Raw genomic sequence first — 15,175 nt, forward strand, 5'->3', positions numbered from 1 at the left:
TCGTTAAGAGGCAATGCCCAGCGCGCGTCTGACCGGCGCGAAGCTGCGCCGATGATGCGCCGTCGCGCCGTGCTCGGCAAGCCGCTCAAGGTGAAAGGCGGTCGGATAGCCCTTGTGCTGGGCAAATCCATACTGAGGAAAGGTGAGGTCCAGTTCAGCCATTTCCGCGTCGCGCGTTACTTTAGCCAGTATCGACGCAGCGCTGATTTCCGCCACCCGGCTGTCGCCTTTGACGACCGCCATGCTGGGCATCGGCAGGGCCGGGCAGCGATTGCCATCTATCAGCACATATTCGGGCGTGACGGCAAGCCCCGCCACCGCGCGCTGCATAGCCAGCATCGTGGCGTGGAGAATATTCAGCTCGTCAATCTCGTGCGGCTCCGCGCGCCCAAGACTCCAGGCGATCGCCTTCTCTTTGATCTCGTCAAACAGCGCAAGACGACGCTTTTCAGACAGCTTTTTGGAATCCGCCAGCCCGACGATGGGATTGAGCGGATCGAGGATCACCGCAGCAGTGACCACAGCGCCGACCAGCGGGCCGCGGCCCACTTCATCAACGCCCGCCACCAGATGCGTATGGGGATAGATAAATTCCATCATTGCGCCAGTTCCAGCACCGCGTCCGCCGCCTGTTCATCGGCATTGCAGCGGATCTGCTGATGCAGTTTACGGAAAGTGTCGTGCATATCATGGCTCTGCTTGCCATCAGCCAACAGCGGCAGCAGCGCGTCGGCGAGCTTCTGCGGCTCGCAGTCGTCCTGGAGCAGCTCTTTCACCAGCTCACGCCCGGCCAGCAGATTAGGCAACGACACAAATTCAGTTTTCACCAGCCGTTTCGCCAGCCAGAAGGTGAACGGCTTCATGCGATAGCCAACCACCATCGGGCATTTAGCCAGCATACATTCGAGCGCGGCGGTGCCGGAGGCAAGAAGCGCCGCGTCGCTTGCGATCATCGCTTCGCGCGCGTGGCCGTCAAGGAGATGCGCGATCAGCTGTGGCGCGACTTCCGCTTTGATGCGCTCGAACTGCTCGCGCCGCTTCGCGTTGACCAGCGGCACGACGATTTCGAGATCCGGGTAATGCTCGCGTAAACGCAGCGCGGTTTTCAGGAAATCCGCACTTAGCATTTCCACTTCCGCACTGCGACTGCCTGGCAACAGCGCCAGACAGCGGGCGTTGTGGGCGATACCCAGCACGTCACGCGCCGCGTTTTTATCCGGATCCAGCGGCATCGCGTCCGCCATGGTATGCCCGATAAAGCGACACGGAACGTTAAATTTGTCATAAAACGCTTTTTCGAAAGGCAGAAACGCGAGCACCAGATCGGTGGCTCTGCCTATTTTGAAAACGCGTTTCTGGCGCCAGGCCCAGACGGACGGGCTGACGTAGTGAATAGTGCGAATGCCCTGCTGTTTCAGGTTGCCTTCCAGCGTGATGTTGAAATCCGGCGCGTCGATACCGACAAACACATCCGGTTTCAGCGCGGTGAAGCGCTGCGTGAGATCGGCGCGGATATGCAGCAGGCGCCGCAGGCGGCCCAGCACTTCCACAATTCCCATCACGGCCAGCTCTTCCATTTCATACCAGGCTTCGCAGCCTTCGGCCTGCATACGCGGGCCCGCGACGCCGACAAAACGCGCGTTTGGTACGCGCGCCTTGAGCGCACGGATGAGACCGGCACCAAGAATATCGCCGGAGGTTTCTCCGGCGACCAGGGCAATCGTAAGCGGACGGGTCATTAACGAATCAGACCACGCGTGGAGCGGGCGAAGAAATCGTAGAACGGCTGCACTTCAGGATGCTTCGCGGCAATCTCTGCGATTTCCGGCTTCACTTCATCCAGCGTCTTACCACTGCGATAAAGCAGCTTGTAAGCGTTACGGATAGCGTGCAGCGCTTCTTTGCTGAAGCCGCGACGCTTGAGCCCTTCGATATTCACGCCAAACGGGGTCGCGTGGTTGCCCTGCGCGATCACATAAGGCGGTACGTCCTGCGCGACGCCGGAGCAGCCGCCCACCATGACGTGTGCACCGATGATGCAGAACTGATGCACGGCCGTCATGCCGCCGATGATAGCGAAATCATCAACGGAAACATGTCCGGCAAGCGTGGCGTTATTGGCAAGAATGCAGCGGTTGCCTACTGTGCAGTCATGCGCAATGTGCGCATTTATCATCAGCAGGTTATCGCTGCCCACCTTCGTCAGACCACCACCCTGTGCCGTGCCGCGATGAATGGTGACGCTTTCGCGGATGCGGTTGCGATCGCCAATCTCGACGCGGGTCGGCTCGCCAGCATATTTCAGATCCTGGTTTACCTCGCCGATAGAAGCGAACTGATAGATCTCGTTATCGCGACCGATCGTAGTATGACCATTCACGACAACGTGCGATTTCAGTACGGTACCTTCACCGATTTCGACATCAGGGCCGACAATACAAAACGGACCAATGTGGGCGTTAGCGCCGATAACGGCACCCTCTTCCACAATGGCGGTGGGATGAATAAAGGCGGTCTTATCAATCACGTATCAGGCCTCCCGGCTCCGTGCACACATCATGGTGGCTTCACACACCACTTTACCGTCAACCAGCGCGACGCCTTTGAAGCGAGTCACTCCACGGCGCGTTTTTTCAAAGGTAACTTCCATCACCATCTGGTCGCCTGGCACGACAGGGCGCTTAAAGCGCGCTTCATCGATGCCTGCAAAATAGTAAAGTTCACCCGGTTCCAGTTTGCCAACGCTTTTGAAAGCCAGAATGCCGGTGGCCTGCGCCATGGCTTCTAAAATCAACACGCCCGGAAAAATGGGTTTACCAGGAAAGTGACCCTGGAAAAAAGGCTCGTTTACAGAGACATTTTTTACTGCGCGTAGAAAACGACCTTCCTCAAAATCCAGCACGCGATCCACCAGCAAGAATGGATAACGGTGCGGCAGAAGCTCTAAAATCTCTTCAATGTGCAGAGTATGAGTTTCAGTAGTCAAAATACTCTTCCTGTCTAAAAATATACTGAATGGGCAATAATAACACGGCCTGCGGCGATTCTGGATCGCTTGCAGGCCGCGGTTCTGTTGGCGGGCAGGCTTTATTTACCGGCGAGTTAGTCTTGGTTAGTGACTTTACGCTCAACTGCTTTTAAGCGTTTGTTCATTTCATCAATATTCATCACCAGCGCCGCCGTTTTGCGCCACACTTTGTTCGGTTGCAGCGGTATGCCTGAAGAATAGACCCCAGGTTCAGTAATAGGACGCATGACCATCCCCATCCCTGTTACCGTTACTTTATCGCAGATTTCCATATGGCCATTAATCACGCTGGCGCCGCCAATCATGCAGTAGCGGCCAATTTTCAGGCTGCCAGCCATGATGACGCCGCCTGCGACCGCCGTATTGTCGCCAATCACGACGTTATGTGCAATCTGGCACTGATTATCAATGATCACGCCATTGCCGATAATCGTGTCATCAAGCGCGCCGCGATCGATAGTGGTACAGGCGCCAATCTCAACGCGATCGCCGATAATGACGCGGCCAAGTTGTGGAATTTTAACCCAATTGCCGCGATCGTTAGCGTAGCCGAAACCGTCGGCACCGATGACGGTGCTGGACTGGATCAGGCAATTCTCGCCAATCTGAATATCGTGATAAATACTGACGTTCGCCCACAGGCGAGTACCGGCGCCAAGCTTGCTGTCTTTACCGACAAAACAGCCAGGGCCGATAACGACGTTGTCGCCAAGCTCCACACCGGATTCAATCACAGCGTTGGCACCGACGGCCACGTTATTGCCAAGCCGCGCAGAGGCGTCAATCACCGCGCTCGGCGCGATGCTGGAGGCGGGCTGCGGCGTGGTATCGAGAATCTGAGCCATACGCGCGTAAGTCAGGTAGGGATTTTTCACTACCAGCGCAGCGCTGTTGGCATAGGGAAGATCGGCCTCGGTCATGACGACCGCGGAGGCCTGGCAGTGCGCCAGTTGCTCACGGTAACGCGGGTTTACCATGAACGTGATTTGCCCACTCTTTGCAGATTGCATGGAAGCGACGCCGGTGATGGCGATATCGCCATCACCGTGTAACTCCGCATCCAACTGCTGGGCTAAATCAGCCAGTCGAATTGAAGGCATTACTTATTTAACCTGTTTCAGCACATCGGCGGTGATGTCTTTTACATCGCTGCTGGTGTAAGCCACAGTATTGGCGTCTACTACCAGATCGATATCCTGGTCAGCAGCCACTTTTTTAACGGCGCTCTGAATGCGAGTCACCAGTTTGCCGCGTTCTTCGTTAGAACGACGTGCGCGATCCTGTTCGAACTGCTGCGCTTTGCTGGAGAACTCCTGGCGACCCGCCATGACGTCTTTCTCCAGTTTGCTGCGATCGCTCGCTTTCATGGTAGAGCCGTCACGCTGCAGACGCTGCATTTTAGCCTGCAGGTCGGTTTCCATGCGCTGCAGTTCGCCGGCGCGGCCTTTGAACTCGTTTTCCAGCGTTTTAGAAACACCAGTGCTCTGTGCAACCTGCTGGAACAGATTACCCATGTTAACTACAGCGATCTTGTCAGCAGCCTGAGCTGATGCTGCCATTGCCAGGCCAAGACCTGCAGCGAATAACCACTTTTTCACAATAAACTCCTTACCATCCCATATGTGCCCGAAAGCACTATTCTTTGCGTGGCCCGGATGCGTGCTATGCGCACGCACCGAAAGTCATCGCGACTGCTAAACGCATTCCCTTGTAATGAACATTACCAGGTCTTGCCAATATTGAACTGGAACTGCTCTGCTTTGTCTCCCTCGTATTTCTTGAACGGCTGGGCATACGAGAACACCAGCGGCCCAAGCGGAGACATCCATTGTAACGCAATACCCGCAGACATACGGATGTTGCTCGGATCGCTATAATCCGGCACGCCCGCCGCACGCATGGCCGCTGTGTTCTTCCAGTTGGTATCCCAGACGGTACCCGCGTCGGCGAACAGAGAGGTACGAACAGAGTTCGCGTATTTCTCGCTCAGGAACGGCGTTGGGGTAATAAACTCAAGGCTTGCGACCCCCATTGCGTTGCCGCCTACCGCATCGTCAGACGAGCAGTAGCCGCCCACCGCTTTGTCACAGTTATCCAGACCCGGACCACTGTAGTAAACGGCTTTAGGACCGATGTTGTTGGACTGGAAACCACGTACGGTGCTGGAACCGCCCGCATAGAAGTTTTCATAGAACGGCATCTCTTTGCCGCTCAGACCGTCGCCGTAACCCCAACGCGTACGACCCAGAACCACCCATTTGTGGTCTTCATCGATAGGAACATAGGTTGCCGTATCGAGCGTAAGTTTATAGAACTCGTTATCAGAGCCCGGGATCGTCACTTTACCGTTCAGGTTTACACGTGAACCTGACGTCGGGAAGAAGCCGCGGTCAAGGTGGTTATAGGTCCAGCCGTAGTTCAGCGTGAAATCGTCCGCCGAGAAGCCGTTGTCATCAGAGGTCGTTTTCGCGCTCTGGCCCAGGGAATCCAGGTAACGCCACATCGCCACCTGCGGTTCCATATTCGACAGGTCGTTGTGTACGTAACCTAAGCCGAGGCGCAGCGTGTTGTATTCGTTAATCGGGAAGCCCAGCGTACCATCCACACCATAGCTTTTGTTGGTGTATGAGGAGAGGTCCGCATCGTCCGCTTTAAAGTCGTTGTAGAAGATGCGCCCGCCGAGGCTCACGCCATCTACCGTGAAGTACGGGTTAGTCACGGAGAACTCAGAGTACGTCTGGTAATCGTTTTTGGTGCCGTTGATGCCAACGGAATAACCGGTACCGAGCCAGTTATCCTGCTGTACGCCCACCTGGAAGCTCACGCCGCTTTCGGTGCCGTAACCTACGCCGAAGTTAAAGCTACCGGTGTTACGCTCTTTGACTTTGTACACCACATCGACCTGATCCGGGCTGCCGGAAACGCGCTGCGTGTCCGCATCGACGGTTTCGAAATAACCGAGGCGGTTCAGACGTTCTTTGCCCTGATCCACCAGATCGCTGCCAAGCCACGCGCCTTCCATCTGACGCATTTCGCGACGCAGTACGGCATCTTTGGAGGTGTCGTTACCTTCAAAGCGGATCTTACGCACATAGAAGCGGTTGCCGGAATCGACATTCACATGCAGCTTGACGGTTTTATCGGCATCGTTGATTTCCGGCTGCGTCTGCACGCGCGGATACGCATAACCGTAACGGCCAAGCAGTTTCTTGATGTCGTCTTCCATACGGGTCACTTTCGTGCCGTTGTAAAGCTCGCCCGGCTGCATTTTAGTCAGCGACTCGATTTCAGCGGAGTGACCCGCCAGGTTGCCGCTGACTTCAACGCCTGCAATCTTGTACTGATCGCCTTCAGTCACGTTGATAGTGACGTAAATGCCTTTTTTATCCGGCGTCAGGCTGACCTGCGTGGAGTCGATATTAAAACGCGCGTAACCGCGATCGAGGTAGTAGCTACGCAGCGTTTCGAGATCGCCCTGAAGCTTTTGCTTCTGGTATTTGCGATCGCCCACCACGTTCCACCACGGCACTTCGTCACGCAGCTGGAAGTTGGAAATCAGCTCTTCGGTGCTGAACGCGCGGTTGCCGACGATGTTGATCTGCTGGATTTTGGCAGAAACGCCTTCCTGGAAGACGAGCTTCAGGTCAACGCGGTTACGCGGCAGCGGCGTGACCACGGCTTTTACGCTGGCGCTGTATTTACCCACGCTGTAGTAAAAGTCTTCCAGGCCCTTTTCGATATCGGAAAGCGTAGTGCGGTCGAGGGATTCACCCACGCGCACGCCAGAGGCTTCGAGGTTCTGCTTGAGCATGTCATCTTTCACCGACTTGTTGCCGGAGAAAGTAATGCTGGCGATCGTCGGGCGCTCTTTCACCTGAACGAGCAGTGTATCGCCGTCGCGCAGCACCCGCACATCCTCGAAGTTGCCGGAGGCAAACAGCGCGCGGATAGTATTACTGATATCCTCGTCACTTACCGTATCGCCAACGCGAACCGGCATGCTGAGGAGGGCCGCACCAACGGCGACTCGCTGCAGGCCTTCGAAATGAATGTCCTTCACTACGAACCCGTCTGCACCGTATACGGTGGCGCTGCTAAACAGCAGCGACGCTATGAGCAACTTTTTCATCGCCATCGTTGTTATGCGTTCTTCCTAACCTGCTCTCTATAGCCGAGAGAAATCATTGAAAAGTGCAAGCCCCATTAACAGCACCAGCAAAATTGAGCCAATGCGATAACTAAAGTCTTGAACTCGCTCGGAAACCGGCCCGCCTTTAAGCTTCTCAATCGCCAGAAACAGCAAATGCCCCCCGTCGAGTACGGGTAGCGGGAACAGATTGATAATCCCTAAGTTCACGCTGATCAGCGCCAGAAACATCAGGTAGTAAATCAACCCGAACTCCGCTGACATCCCTGCCCCCTGGGCAATCGAGATTGGCCCACTGAGGTTGTTCAGTTTAACGTCGCCGGTCAGTAATTTTCCCAGCATGTTGACCGTCAGCTTCATCAGTTGCCACGTCTTCGTCGTCGCTTCTGTTATCGCATGGAACGGCCCATACTGGCGCACTGTCTTGTACTCATCGGGCAGCGGCGCAATCTTCGGCACCACGCCTGCAAACCCTTCCGCCTTATCGTTACCGGGTTTTGTATCCGGTATCAGCGTCAAAGACAAGGGGCTCCCCTGTCTTTCTATGTCGATTGCGAGCGGCCGCGCCGGATTATCCCGCACCGTCGTCACAAAGGTTGACCACTCACTGAGCGGCTGCCCATCGACTTTAACGATCCTGTCTCCGGCTTGCAAACCCGCTTTACTGGCGGCGGACTTCGGTTGCACCTGCGCAAGCACAGGTTCAATCTTCGGTCCAAACGGCCTGATGCCAAGCGACGCAACCGGATCTTCTTTATCCGGCTCGAACTGCCACTGGCGAAGATCGAGCACTTTATCCGTGGCCGCCGTGTCCCCTGGCGAGGCAATGCTGAGTGTCACATTCTCGTCGCCGATACGGGCGACAAGTTCAAGACGCACAGCATCCCAGTCTGGCGTTTCGATGCCATCTACAGCTTTTAGTTCCGTGCCAGGTTCGATTTGTGCCTTCGCCGCGATGGAATTGGGCGTTATTTCACCAATCACCGGTTTGAGGCCCGGTACGCCCATCATAAAAACGAGCCAGTAGGCGAAAATAGCGAAGAGGAAGTTGGCGATGGGCCCGGCGGCGATAATCGCGGCGCGCTGCGCCACGGTTTTATTATTGAAGGCTTCGTGACGCAGTTCCGGGGCTACCGGCTCCACGCGCTCGTCGAGCATTTTGACATAGCCGCCCAGCGGGATGAGGGCGATGACGTATTCTGTGCCGTGGCGGTCAGTGCGCCGCCACAGCGCTTTACCAAAGCCGACGGAGAAGCGCTCCACGCGCACGCCCGCTTTACGCGCAACCCAGAAATGGCCGAACTCATGCACCGTAATAAGAACGCCCAGTGCGATAATAAAAGCCGCCAGATTCCAGAGTATGCTCAACATAATTTATTCCGTTAAATCGTCCTGAAGACCAGCAGCAACAGGCAGGCGAAAACTGGCACCGCCGCCGTCAGGCTGTCGATGCGATCGAGAATGCCGCCGTGACCGGGAATGAGATGCCCGCTGTCTTTAATGCCTGCTTCGCGCTTGAACATGCTTTCGGTCAGATCGCCCAGCACAGAGGCCAGCGCGGCAACGATAGAACAGGTCAACAACGTCACAGGCGCGACGTTAAGATCGGCCCACGCACCGTAAATCCAGGAGATAATCGCCGCGGTAAAAAGGCCGCCGATAAAGCCCTGCCAGGTTTTACCCGGAGAGACTTTCGGCGCAAGCTTATGCTTGCCGAACATTTTACCGAACATATACGCGCCGGAATCCGCACCCCAGACCAGAATCATCACATACAACAGCCAGAGCGCGCCGCTGTAATGATTGGCGTCGTAATGCCAGGCGCGCAGCGCCACCATGCCCCAGAAAAACGGAACAATCGTCAGCAGGCCGAACACCAGACGCAGCGCTTTAGAATGGCGCCAGAATGCCGCGGAATTGGGGTAGAACAGCACCAGTAACAGGGCAACCACCCACCAGCCCAGCGACGCCCAGAGCGCGCCTTCGACCAGCGGAACGTTAATCGGCGCCTGGTAGATGGGCAGAAAAAAGAGCATCAGCGCCAGAAGCAGCCCGCAAAGCAGCGCCAGCCATACCCGCTGAGATCGGGAAACGAAACCGCTCAGTTGCCCCCATTCCCAGGCGGCCAGCACGCAAACGACCAGCGTCGCAATCGCGAACCCCATCGGCGGCAATAAAAACAGCGCGGCGATAACAACCGGTATTAAAACAAACGCAGAAATCAGGCGATACTTCAGCAAAAGCTACCCCCATCAGGCATCGATGCCACCAGGTGCTGTGCCGCCGAACCGACGTTCCCGGTTGGCAAAGGCATTTAGCGCACCTTCAAAGTCTTGTTCATCAAAATCAGGCCAGAGAACATCGGTAAAATAGAGTTCTGCATAGGCAATTTGCCACAGCAGGAAATTACTGATGCGATGCTCTCCCCCTGTCCTAATCACTAAATCTACGGGAGCCAGCTCATTCATGCAGATCTGCTTACTGAGCATCTCTTCATCAATCTGGTCAGGACGCAGTAAACCTTCCTGGACCTGTGCCGCTAAATGCTGCACTCCCTGAATAATATCCCAACGTCCGCCATAATTCGCGGCGATATTCAACGTCAGCCCGCTATTCTGGCTGGTTAACGCTTCGGCTTTATGGATACGGTCCTGTAAGCGGGTGTTAAAACGGCTAATATCGCCGATGACCCGCAGACGCACATTGTGGCGATGCAGGCTTTTGACTTCGCTGTCGAGCGCCCAGACAAATAACTCCATCAGCGCGCTGACTTCCTGAGCGGGGCGGTTCCAGTTCTCGCTGCTGAATGCGTAAAGCGTCAGTGCCTCAATACCATTGTTTGCAGCGAAAGAAACCGCGCGGCGAACTGACTTCGCCCCCGCTTTGTGGCCAAAGGCTCTGATTTTCCCTTGTCTTTTCGCCCAGCGACCATTGCCATCCATAATAATGGCAACATGGCGCGCGCCATGTGCGGGCAAGTTTTCGCTTAATGGAAGGTTTACAGACAACATAACGCGTATTTATTCCCTGATAAGGATTAAGCGGTACTCAGGAATACTGAAGCCTTTGCATAAAAAAGCCGTGACAACCACGGCTCGCCCGACCGGCCAGGCTCACCCACCCGTATTCAGGTGGCGCAGACTATATCACCGAAGCAGAGCGCTCACAAATAACGTCGCCTTCGCCGCGTGATTAATCATCAGCTTGCGAGACGCATCACCCGATTATGCGCAACAGTGCGCGCTTCGGCATCTACGGTGAGCACTTCATCCACACTTTGCGGTTCACGAAGATCCATTTCATCCAGCACCGCCTGATTAAGCGCTGCGATATCCGTAAAACGAATCTCTCCGGCAAGAAAAGCGGCGACCGTAATCTCATTCGCCGCGTTAAGCGCTGTCGTCGCCGCCTGCCCTTTTTCAAAGGCGTCAATGGCGAGCTTCAGACACGGATAGCGCTGATAATCCGGTTCGCCGAAGCTCAGCGTCGCTATCTTGCAAAAATCCAGATGCGTCACGCCGGAAGGGACACGCGCTGGCCAGGCCATCGTATGCGCGATGGGGGTGCGCATATCGGGTTCGCCCAGTTGTGCCAGCACGCTGCCGTCGGCATAGCGCACCATGGAATGAATCACCGACTGTGGATGAATCAACACTTCCATCTGGTCTGCCCGGGCGTTAAATAGCCAGCGAGCTTCAATGTATTCGAGACCTTTATTCATCATGGTAGCCGAATCGACGGATATTTTACGCCCCATCGACCAGTTAGGATGACGACACGCCTGGTCCGGCGTCATTGCCGCCAGTTCAGGCAAAGGCGTCTGTCGAAACGGTCCACCAGATCCGGTGAGGATAATCGAAGAAACTCCGCTTTCCTCAAGTTTAGCGTACCCCAGGTTGTGTTGAATTGTTGCCGGTAAACTCTGAAAAATCGCGTTATGCTCGCTATCCACCGGCAGCAGTTGCGCCCCGCTGCGCGCGACCGCCTCCATAAAAAGGCGTCCGCAGGTCACCAGCGATTCTTTATTCGCCAGTAACACTTGCTTACCGGCCGCGATAGCGGCAAGGGTCGGCAGCAGCCCAGCGGCGCCGACGATGGCCGCCATCACCTGCGTCACCTCATCAAGCGACGCCATCTCGCAGGCCGCGTCGCGCCCGGCTAATACTTCAGTGCGGCTGCCCTGCTCGCGCAGCGTGTCACGCAGTTCACGGGCGCTCGCCTCATCATCCATCACCGCGAAACGCGGGCGGAACTCCAGACATTGTTCAACCATTCGGGCGACATTCTTGCCCGCCACCAGCGCGGTAACCGCAAACTTGTCCGGATTATGACGGATAACATCAAGGGTGCTGCAACCGATAGAGCCGGTAGAGCCGAGAATGGTTAAATGCTTCATGAGGCGCTCAACGTGAAATAAGAATAAACGCACCGCGCAGACGCGCGATCCAATGCAAAACGCCGCCAGCGAAAACCGCGATGCGGTTCTCCTGTACGGCGTTTACGGTATCATCAGAAAGGGATTAGAACTGCATCAGCTCGGCTTCTTTATCAGCCAGCGCCGCGTCCACTTTCTTGATGGCGGCGTCAGTCATTTTCTGAACGTCGTCCTGAGAGCGGCGATCTTCATCTTCGCCAATCTCTTTATCTTTCAGCAGCGCTTTCACTTTATCATTCGCGTCGCGACGGACGTTACGGATAGCGACGCGCGCCTGCTCGGCTTCGCCACGCACCACTTTGATGAGGTCTTTACGACGCTCTTCGGTCAGCGGCGGCAGCGGAACGCGGATATCGCTGCCTGCCGAGCTTGGGTTCAGGCCGAGGTCAGATGCCATAATCGCTTTCTCAACGGCCGGGCTCATAGAGCGATCGAATACGTTGATTTTCAGCGTACGGGAATCTTCTACGGTAACGTTAGCCAGCTGACGCAGCGGCGTCGGCGTGCCGTAGTATTCCACCACGATCCCGTCCAGCAGGCTTGGGGAAGCGCGGCCGGTACGCACTTTGCTGATTTGGGTTTTGAATGCTTCAACGCATTTGTCCATGCGTACTTCAGCATCTTTTCTGATATCGCTAATCACGTTACGAATCCTTGAAAACTGGTTATCAGGCAGACCACACCTGCGCCACGATGCCTTGCGGCTGCGTGCTAAGTATAGCCTCTTTATCTTGCGGCACCCGACGGGTCGCCTGGTCACGGAAACTGATTTTAAAGCGGAATCTTACCCTGATTCCTTTGAAACGAAAATTATTCCGTAATCAAAGTGCCTTCTTTTTCGCCCATTACCACGCGGCGCAGCGCGCCCGGCTTATTCATGTTGAAGACACGAATCGGCAATTTGTGGTCGCGTGCGAGCGTAAAGGCCGCCAGATCCATCACTTTCAGCTCTTTTTCCAGCACTTCCTGGTAGGACAGCTGATCGTAGAGCGTCGCGGTCGGATCTTTCATCGGGTCTGCGGAATACACGCCGTCGACTTTCGTCGCCTTCAGCACCACTTCGGCTTCAATTTCGATACCGCGCAGGCAGGCAGCGGAATCAGTGGTGAAGAACGGGTTGCCGGTACCGGCGGACAGAATGACCACGCGGTTGTTACGCAGCAGGCTGATAGCTTCAGCCCAGCTATAGTTGTCGCACACGCCGTTTAACGGGAAGGCAGACATCAGGCGCGCGTTAACATAGGCGCGGTGCAGCGCGTCGCGCATCGCAAGGCCGTTCATTACGGTCGCCAGCATACCCATGTGGTCGCCCACGACACGGTTCATACCGGCTTTGGCAAGGCCAGCGCCGCGGAATAAGTTGCCGCCGCCGATCACCACCCCGACCTGGATGCCCAGCTCCACCAGCTCTTTAATTTCCTGCGCCATGCGATCCAGAATGCTCGCATCAATACCGAAGCCTTCTGCTCCTTGCAGCGCTTCGCCACTCAGCTTGAGCAGAATGCGTTTATAGACGGGTTTTGCATTGGTAGCCATGTTTCTTTCCTGGAACTGTCAACGAATGGGATGGTTAATTCAGGCGACATGATGCGTCGCATTCCGGCTCCGGCTATATAAGAGCAGGCCGAAATTTATGAATGACGGATAAAAAGGAGCCGCCCTCAGGCGGCTCTTTTACACCATTAAGACTGGCGGGACATGGCAGCAACTTCTGCTGCGAAGTCAGTCTCAACTTTCTGGATGCCTTCGCCCACTTCAAAGCGGATGAAGTTAGTCACATCAGCGTTGTGCTCTTTGAGCAGCTGAGCAACGGTTTTGCTCGGGTCCATAACGAAAGGCTGACCGGTCAGAGAAACTTCGCCGGTGAATTTCTTCATGCGGCCTTCAACCATTTTCTCTGCGATTTCTTTCGGCTTGCCAGACTGCATGGCGATGTCCAGCTGTACCTGGTACTCTTTTTCTACCACGTCAGCAGACACGTCTTCCGGCTTAACGAATTCCGGCTTGCTTGCAGCAACGTGCATCGCCAGCTGTTTAACCAGCTCTTCGTCAGCGTTTTTAGCCGCAACCAGAACGCCGATACGCGCGCCGTGCAGGTAGCTTGCCAGAACGTCGCCTTCCAGGGATGCGATACGACGGATGTTGATGTTCTCGCCGATTTTAGCAACCAGAGCAACGCGTTCTTCTTCGAACTGCGCTTTAAGTGCTTCAACGTCGGTGATTTTGCCCGCAAAAGCAGCGTCCAGTACTTTGTCAGCGAACGCCTGGAAACCGCCGTCTTTAGCAACGAAGTCGGTCTGGCAGTTAACTTCCAGGATCACGCCGTAGTTGCCTTCGATCTTGGTTTTGATCACGCCGTCAGCAGCTACGTTGCCTGCTTTTTTCGCTGCTTTGATCGCGCCAGATTTACGCATGTTTTCGATAGCCAGCTCGATGTCGCCATTAGCTTCAACCAGAGCTTTTTTACATTCCATCATGCCTGCGCCAGTACGTTCGCGCAGCTCTTTTACCAGGGAAGCGGTAATTTCAGCCATTCTATAATCCTCGGTTATCTCGTGCGGGGAGATAAGTCCAGGCCTGCCGGAAGCGTCCGGCACACCCGACTCAAACAAAAAAGGGAGCCTGAGACAGGCCCCCTAACCAAACTTGTTACTACCTGGTTAATAAGGGCTCTAAACGAGCATGCCTTATTATTCAGCTTCTACGAAGCTTTCTTCCGCCTGAGCAGCCAGATCCTGAGAACGGCCTTCACGAACGGTTGCAGCAACAGCATTCAGGTACAGGCTGACAGCACGGATGGCGTCATCGTTACCCGGGATAACGAAGTCAACACCGTCCGGATCGGAGTTGGTATCAACGATAGCAAATACCGGGATACCCAGGTTGTTTGCTTCTTTGATAGCGATGTGCTCGTGGTCAGCGTCGATAACAAACAGTGCGTCCGGCAGGCCGCCCATGTCTTTGATACCGCCGAGGCTGTTTTCCAGCTTTTCCAGCTCACGAGTGCGCATCAGCGCTTCTTTTTTGGTCAGCTTATCGAAGGTGCCGTCCTGAGACTGAGTTTCCAGATCTTTCAGGCGCTTGATGGACTGACGAACGGTTTTCCAGTTAGTCAGCATACCGCCCAGCCAGCGATGGTTCACGAAGAACTGGTCGCAGCTGTTAGCAGCTTCTTTCACCGCTTCGCTTGCAGCGCGTTTGGTACCGACGAACAGAATCTTACCTTTACGGGAAGAAATTTTGCTCAGCTCAGCCAGGGCTTCGTTGAACATCGGTACAGTTTTCTCAAGGTTGATGATGTGAACTTTGTTACGCGCACCGAAGATGAACGGCTTCATTTTCGGGTTCCAGTAACGGGTCTGGTGACCGAAGTGAACACCAGCCTTGAGCATGTCGCGCATGGAAACAGTTGCCATGATTTAAAACCTCTGTTTAAAAGTTGGGGTTATGCCTCCACGTATCCCATATTACCGACCCCGAAGGGCACCCCGGAATATGTGCCGATACGTGTGTGTTATTACACAAAGTGAGAGTAGTCGCCTCTGTGCCAGGATTCTGGTACAGA

The 15,175-nt window shown here is 55.2% G+C and carries 15 protein-coding genes; all 15 read right to left on the reverse strand.

The annotated features are described in order from the left end of the window. Positions 1-3 precede the first annotated feature (3 nt). Positions 4-600 (reverse strand): ribonuclease HII, encoded by a 597-nt coding sequence (rnhB, locus tag AB8W27_RS16750; RefSeq protein ID WP_012815363.1) that lies wholly within the window; start codon positions 598-600, stop codon positions 4-6. Continuing rightward, on the reverse strand, positions 597-1,739 hold the full coding sequence (gene lpxB, locus AB8W27_RS16755) for a lipid-A-disaccharide synthase (RefSeq protein WP_012815362.1): 1,143 nt from the start codon (positions 1,737-1,739) through the stop codon (positions 597-599). The genes rnhB and lpxB overlap by 4 nt, the downstream gene beginning before the upstream one ends. Beyond that, complete coding sequence (gene lpxA, locus AB8W27_RS16760; RefSeq protein WP_012815361.1) at positions 1,739-2,527, reverse strand: acyl-ACP--UDP-N-acetylglucosamine O-acyltransferase; 789 nt, start codon at positions 2,525-2,527, stop codon at positions 1,739-1,741. The genes lpxB and lpxA overlap by 1 nt, the downstream gene beginning before the upstream one ends. 3 nt (positions 2,528-2,530) lie before the next feature. Beyond that, entirely contained in the window at positions 2,531-2,986 is a 456-nt protein-coding gene (fabZ, locus tag AB8W27_RS16765; protein WP_004386127.1) for a 3-hydroxyacyl-ACP dehydratase FabZ, read from the reverse strand. 116 nt (positions 2,987-3,102) lie between these two features. Then, on the reverse strand, positions 3,103-4,128 hold the full coding sequence (lpxD, locus tag AB8W27_RS16770) for a UDP-3-O-(3-hydroxymyristoyl)glucosamine N-acyltransferase (RefSeq protein WP_041923214.1): 1,026 nt from the start codon (positions 4,126-4,128) through the stop codon (positions 3,103-3,105). A 3-nt stretch (positions 4,129-4,131) separates the two neighbouring features. Then, entirely contained in the window at positions 4,132-4,626 is a 495-nt protein-coding gene (skp, locus tag AB8W27_RS16775; RefSeq protein ID WP_007697090.1) for a molecular chaperone Skp, read from the reverse strand. 122 nt (positions 4,627-4,748) lie between these two features. Beyond that, on the reverse strand, positions 4,749-7,163 hold the full coding sequence (gene bamA / locus AB8W27_RS16780) for an outer membrane protein assembly factor BamA (RefSeq protein WP_012815358.1): 2,415 nt from the start codon (positions 7,161-7,163) through the stop codon (positions 4,749-4,751). A 30-nt stretch (positions 7,164-7,193) separates the two neighbouring features. Continuing rightward, positions 7,194-8,546: a sigma E protease regulator RseP gene (gene rseP / locus AB8W27_RS16785; protein ID WP_012815357.1), complete on the reverse strand. Its 1,353-nt coding sequence runs from the start codon at positions 8,544-8,546 to the stop codon at positions 7,194-7,196. 11 nt (positions 8,547-8,557) lie between these two features. Continuing rightward, positions 8,558-9,415, reverse strand: a complete 858-nt coding sequence (gene cdsA, locus AB8W27_RS16790; protein ID WP_012815356.1) for a phosphatidate cytidylyltransferase — start codon at positions 9,413-9,415, stop codon at positions 8,558-8,560. 12 nt (positions 9,416-9,427) lie between these two features. After that, positions 9,428-10,186: a (2E,6E)-farnesyl-diphosphate-specific ditrans,polycis-undecaprenyl-diphosphate synthase gene (gene ispU / locus AB8W27_RS16795; RefSeq protein WP_012815355.1), complete on the reverse strand. Its 759-nt coding sequence runs from the start codon at positions 10,184-10,186 to the stop codon at positions 9,428-9,430. A gap of 188 nt (positions 10,187-10,374) precedes the next feature. Next, positions 10,375-11,571, reverse strand: coding sequence for a 1-deoxy-D-xylulose-5-phosphate reductoisomerase (gene ispC, locus AB8W27_RS16800; RefSeq protein ID WP_041923213.1), 1,197 nt, complete (start codon positions 11,569-11,571; stop codon positions 10,375-10,377). Positions 11,572-11,695: 124 nt separating this feature from the next. Continuing rightward, on the reverse strand, positions 11,696-12,253 hold the full coding sequence (frr, locus tag AB8W27_RS16805; protein WP_007666696.1) for a ribosome recycling factor: 558 nt from the start codon (positions 12,251-12,253) through the stop codon (positions 11,696-11,698). 167 nt (positions 12,254-12,420) lie between these two features. Further along, on the reverse strand, positions 12,421-13,146 hold the full coding sequence (gene pyrH, locus AB8W27_RS16810) for a UMP kinase (protein WP_007697022.1): 726 nt from the start codon (positions 13,144-13,146) through the stop codon (positions 12,421-12,423). A 146-nt stretch (positions 13,147-13,292) separates the two neighbouring features. Then, positions 13,293-14,144 (reverse strand): translation elongation factor Ts, encoded by an 852-nt coding sequence (tsf, locus tag AB8W27_RS16815; RefSeq protein ID WP_004386138.1) that lies wholly within the window; start codon positions 14,142-14,144, stop codon positions 13,293-13,295. Between the two features lie 156 nt (positions 14,145-14,300). Next, positions 14,301-15,026, reverse strand: a complete 726-nt coding sequence (gene rpsB / locus AB8W27_RS16820) for a 30S ribosomal protein S2 (protein ID WP_004386139.1) — start codon at positions 15,024-15,026, stop codon at positions 14,301-14,303. Between the last annotated feature and the right edge of the window lie 149 nt (positions 15,027-15,175).

The organism is Cronobacter turicensis (genome assembly GCF_041222865.1).
In the GTDB taxonomy this organism is placed as follows: Bacteria; Pseudomonadota; Gammaproteobacteria; order Enterobacterales; family Enterobacteriaceae; genus Cronobacter; species Cronobacter turicensis.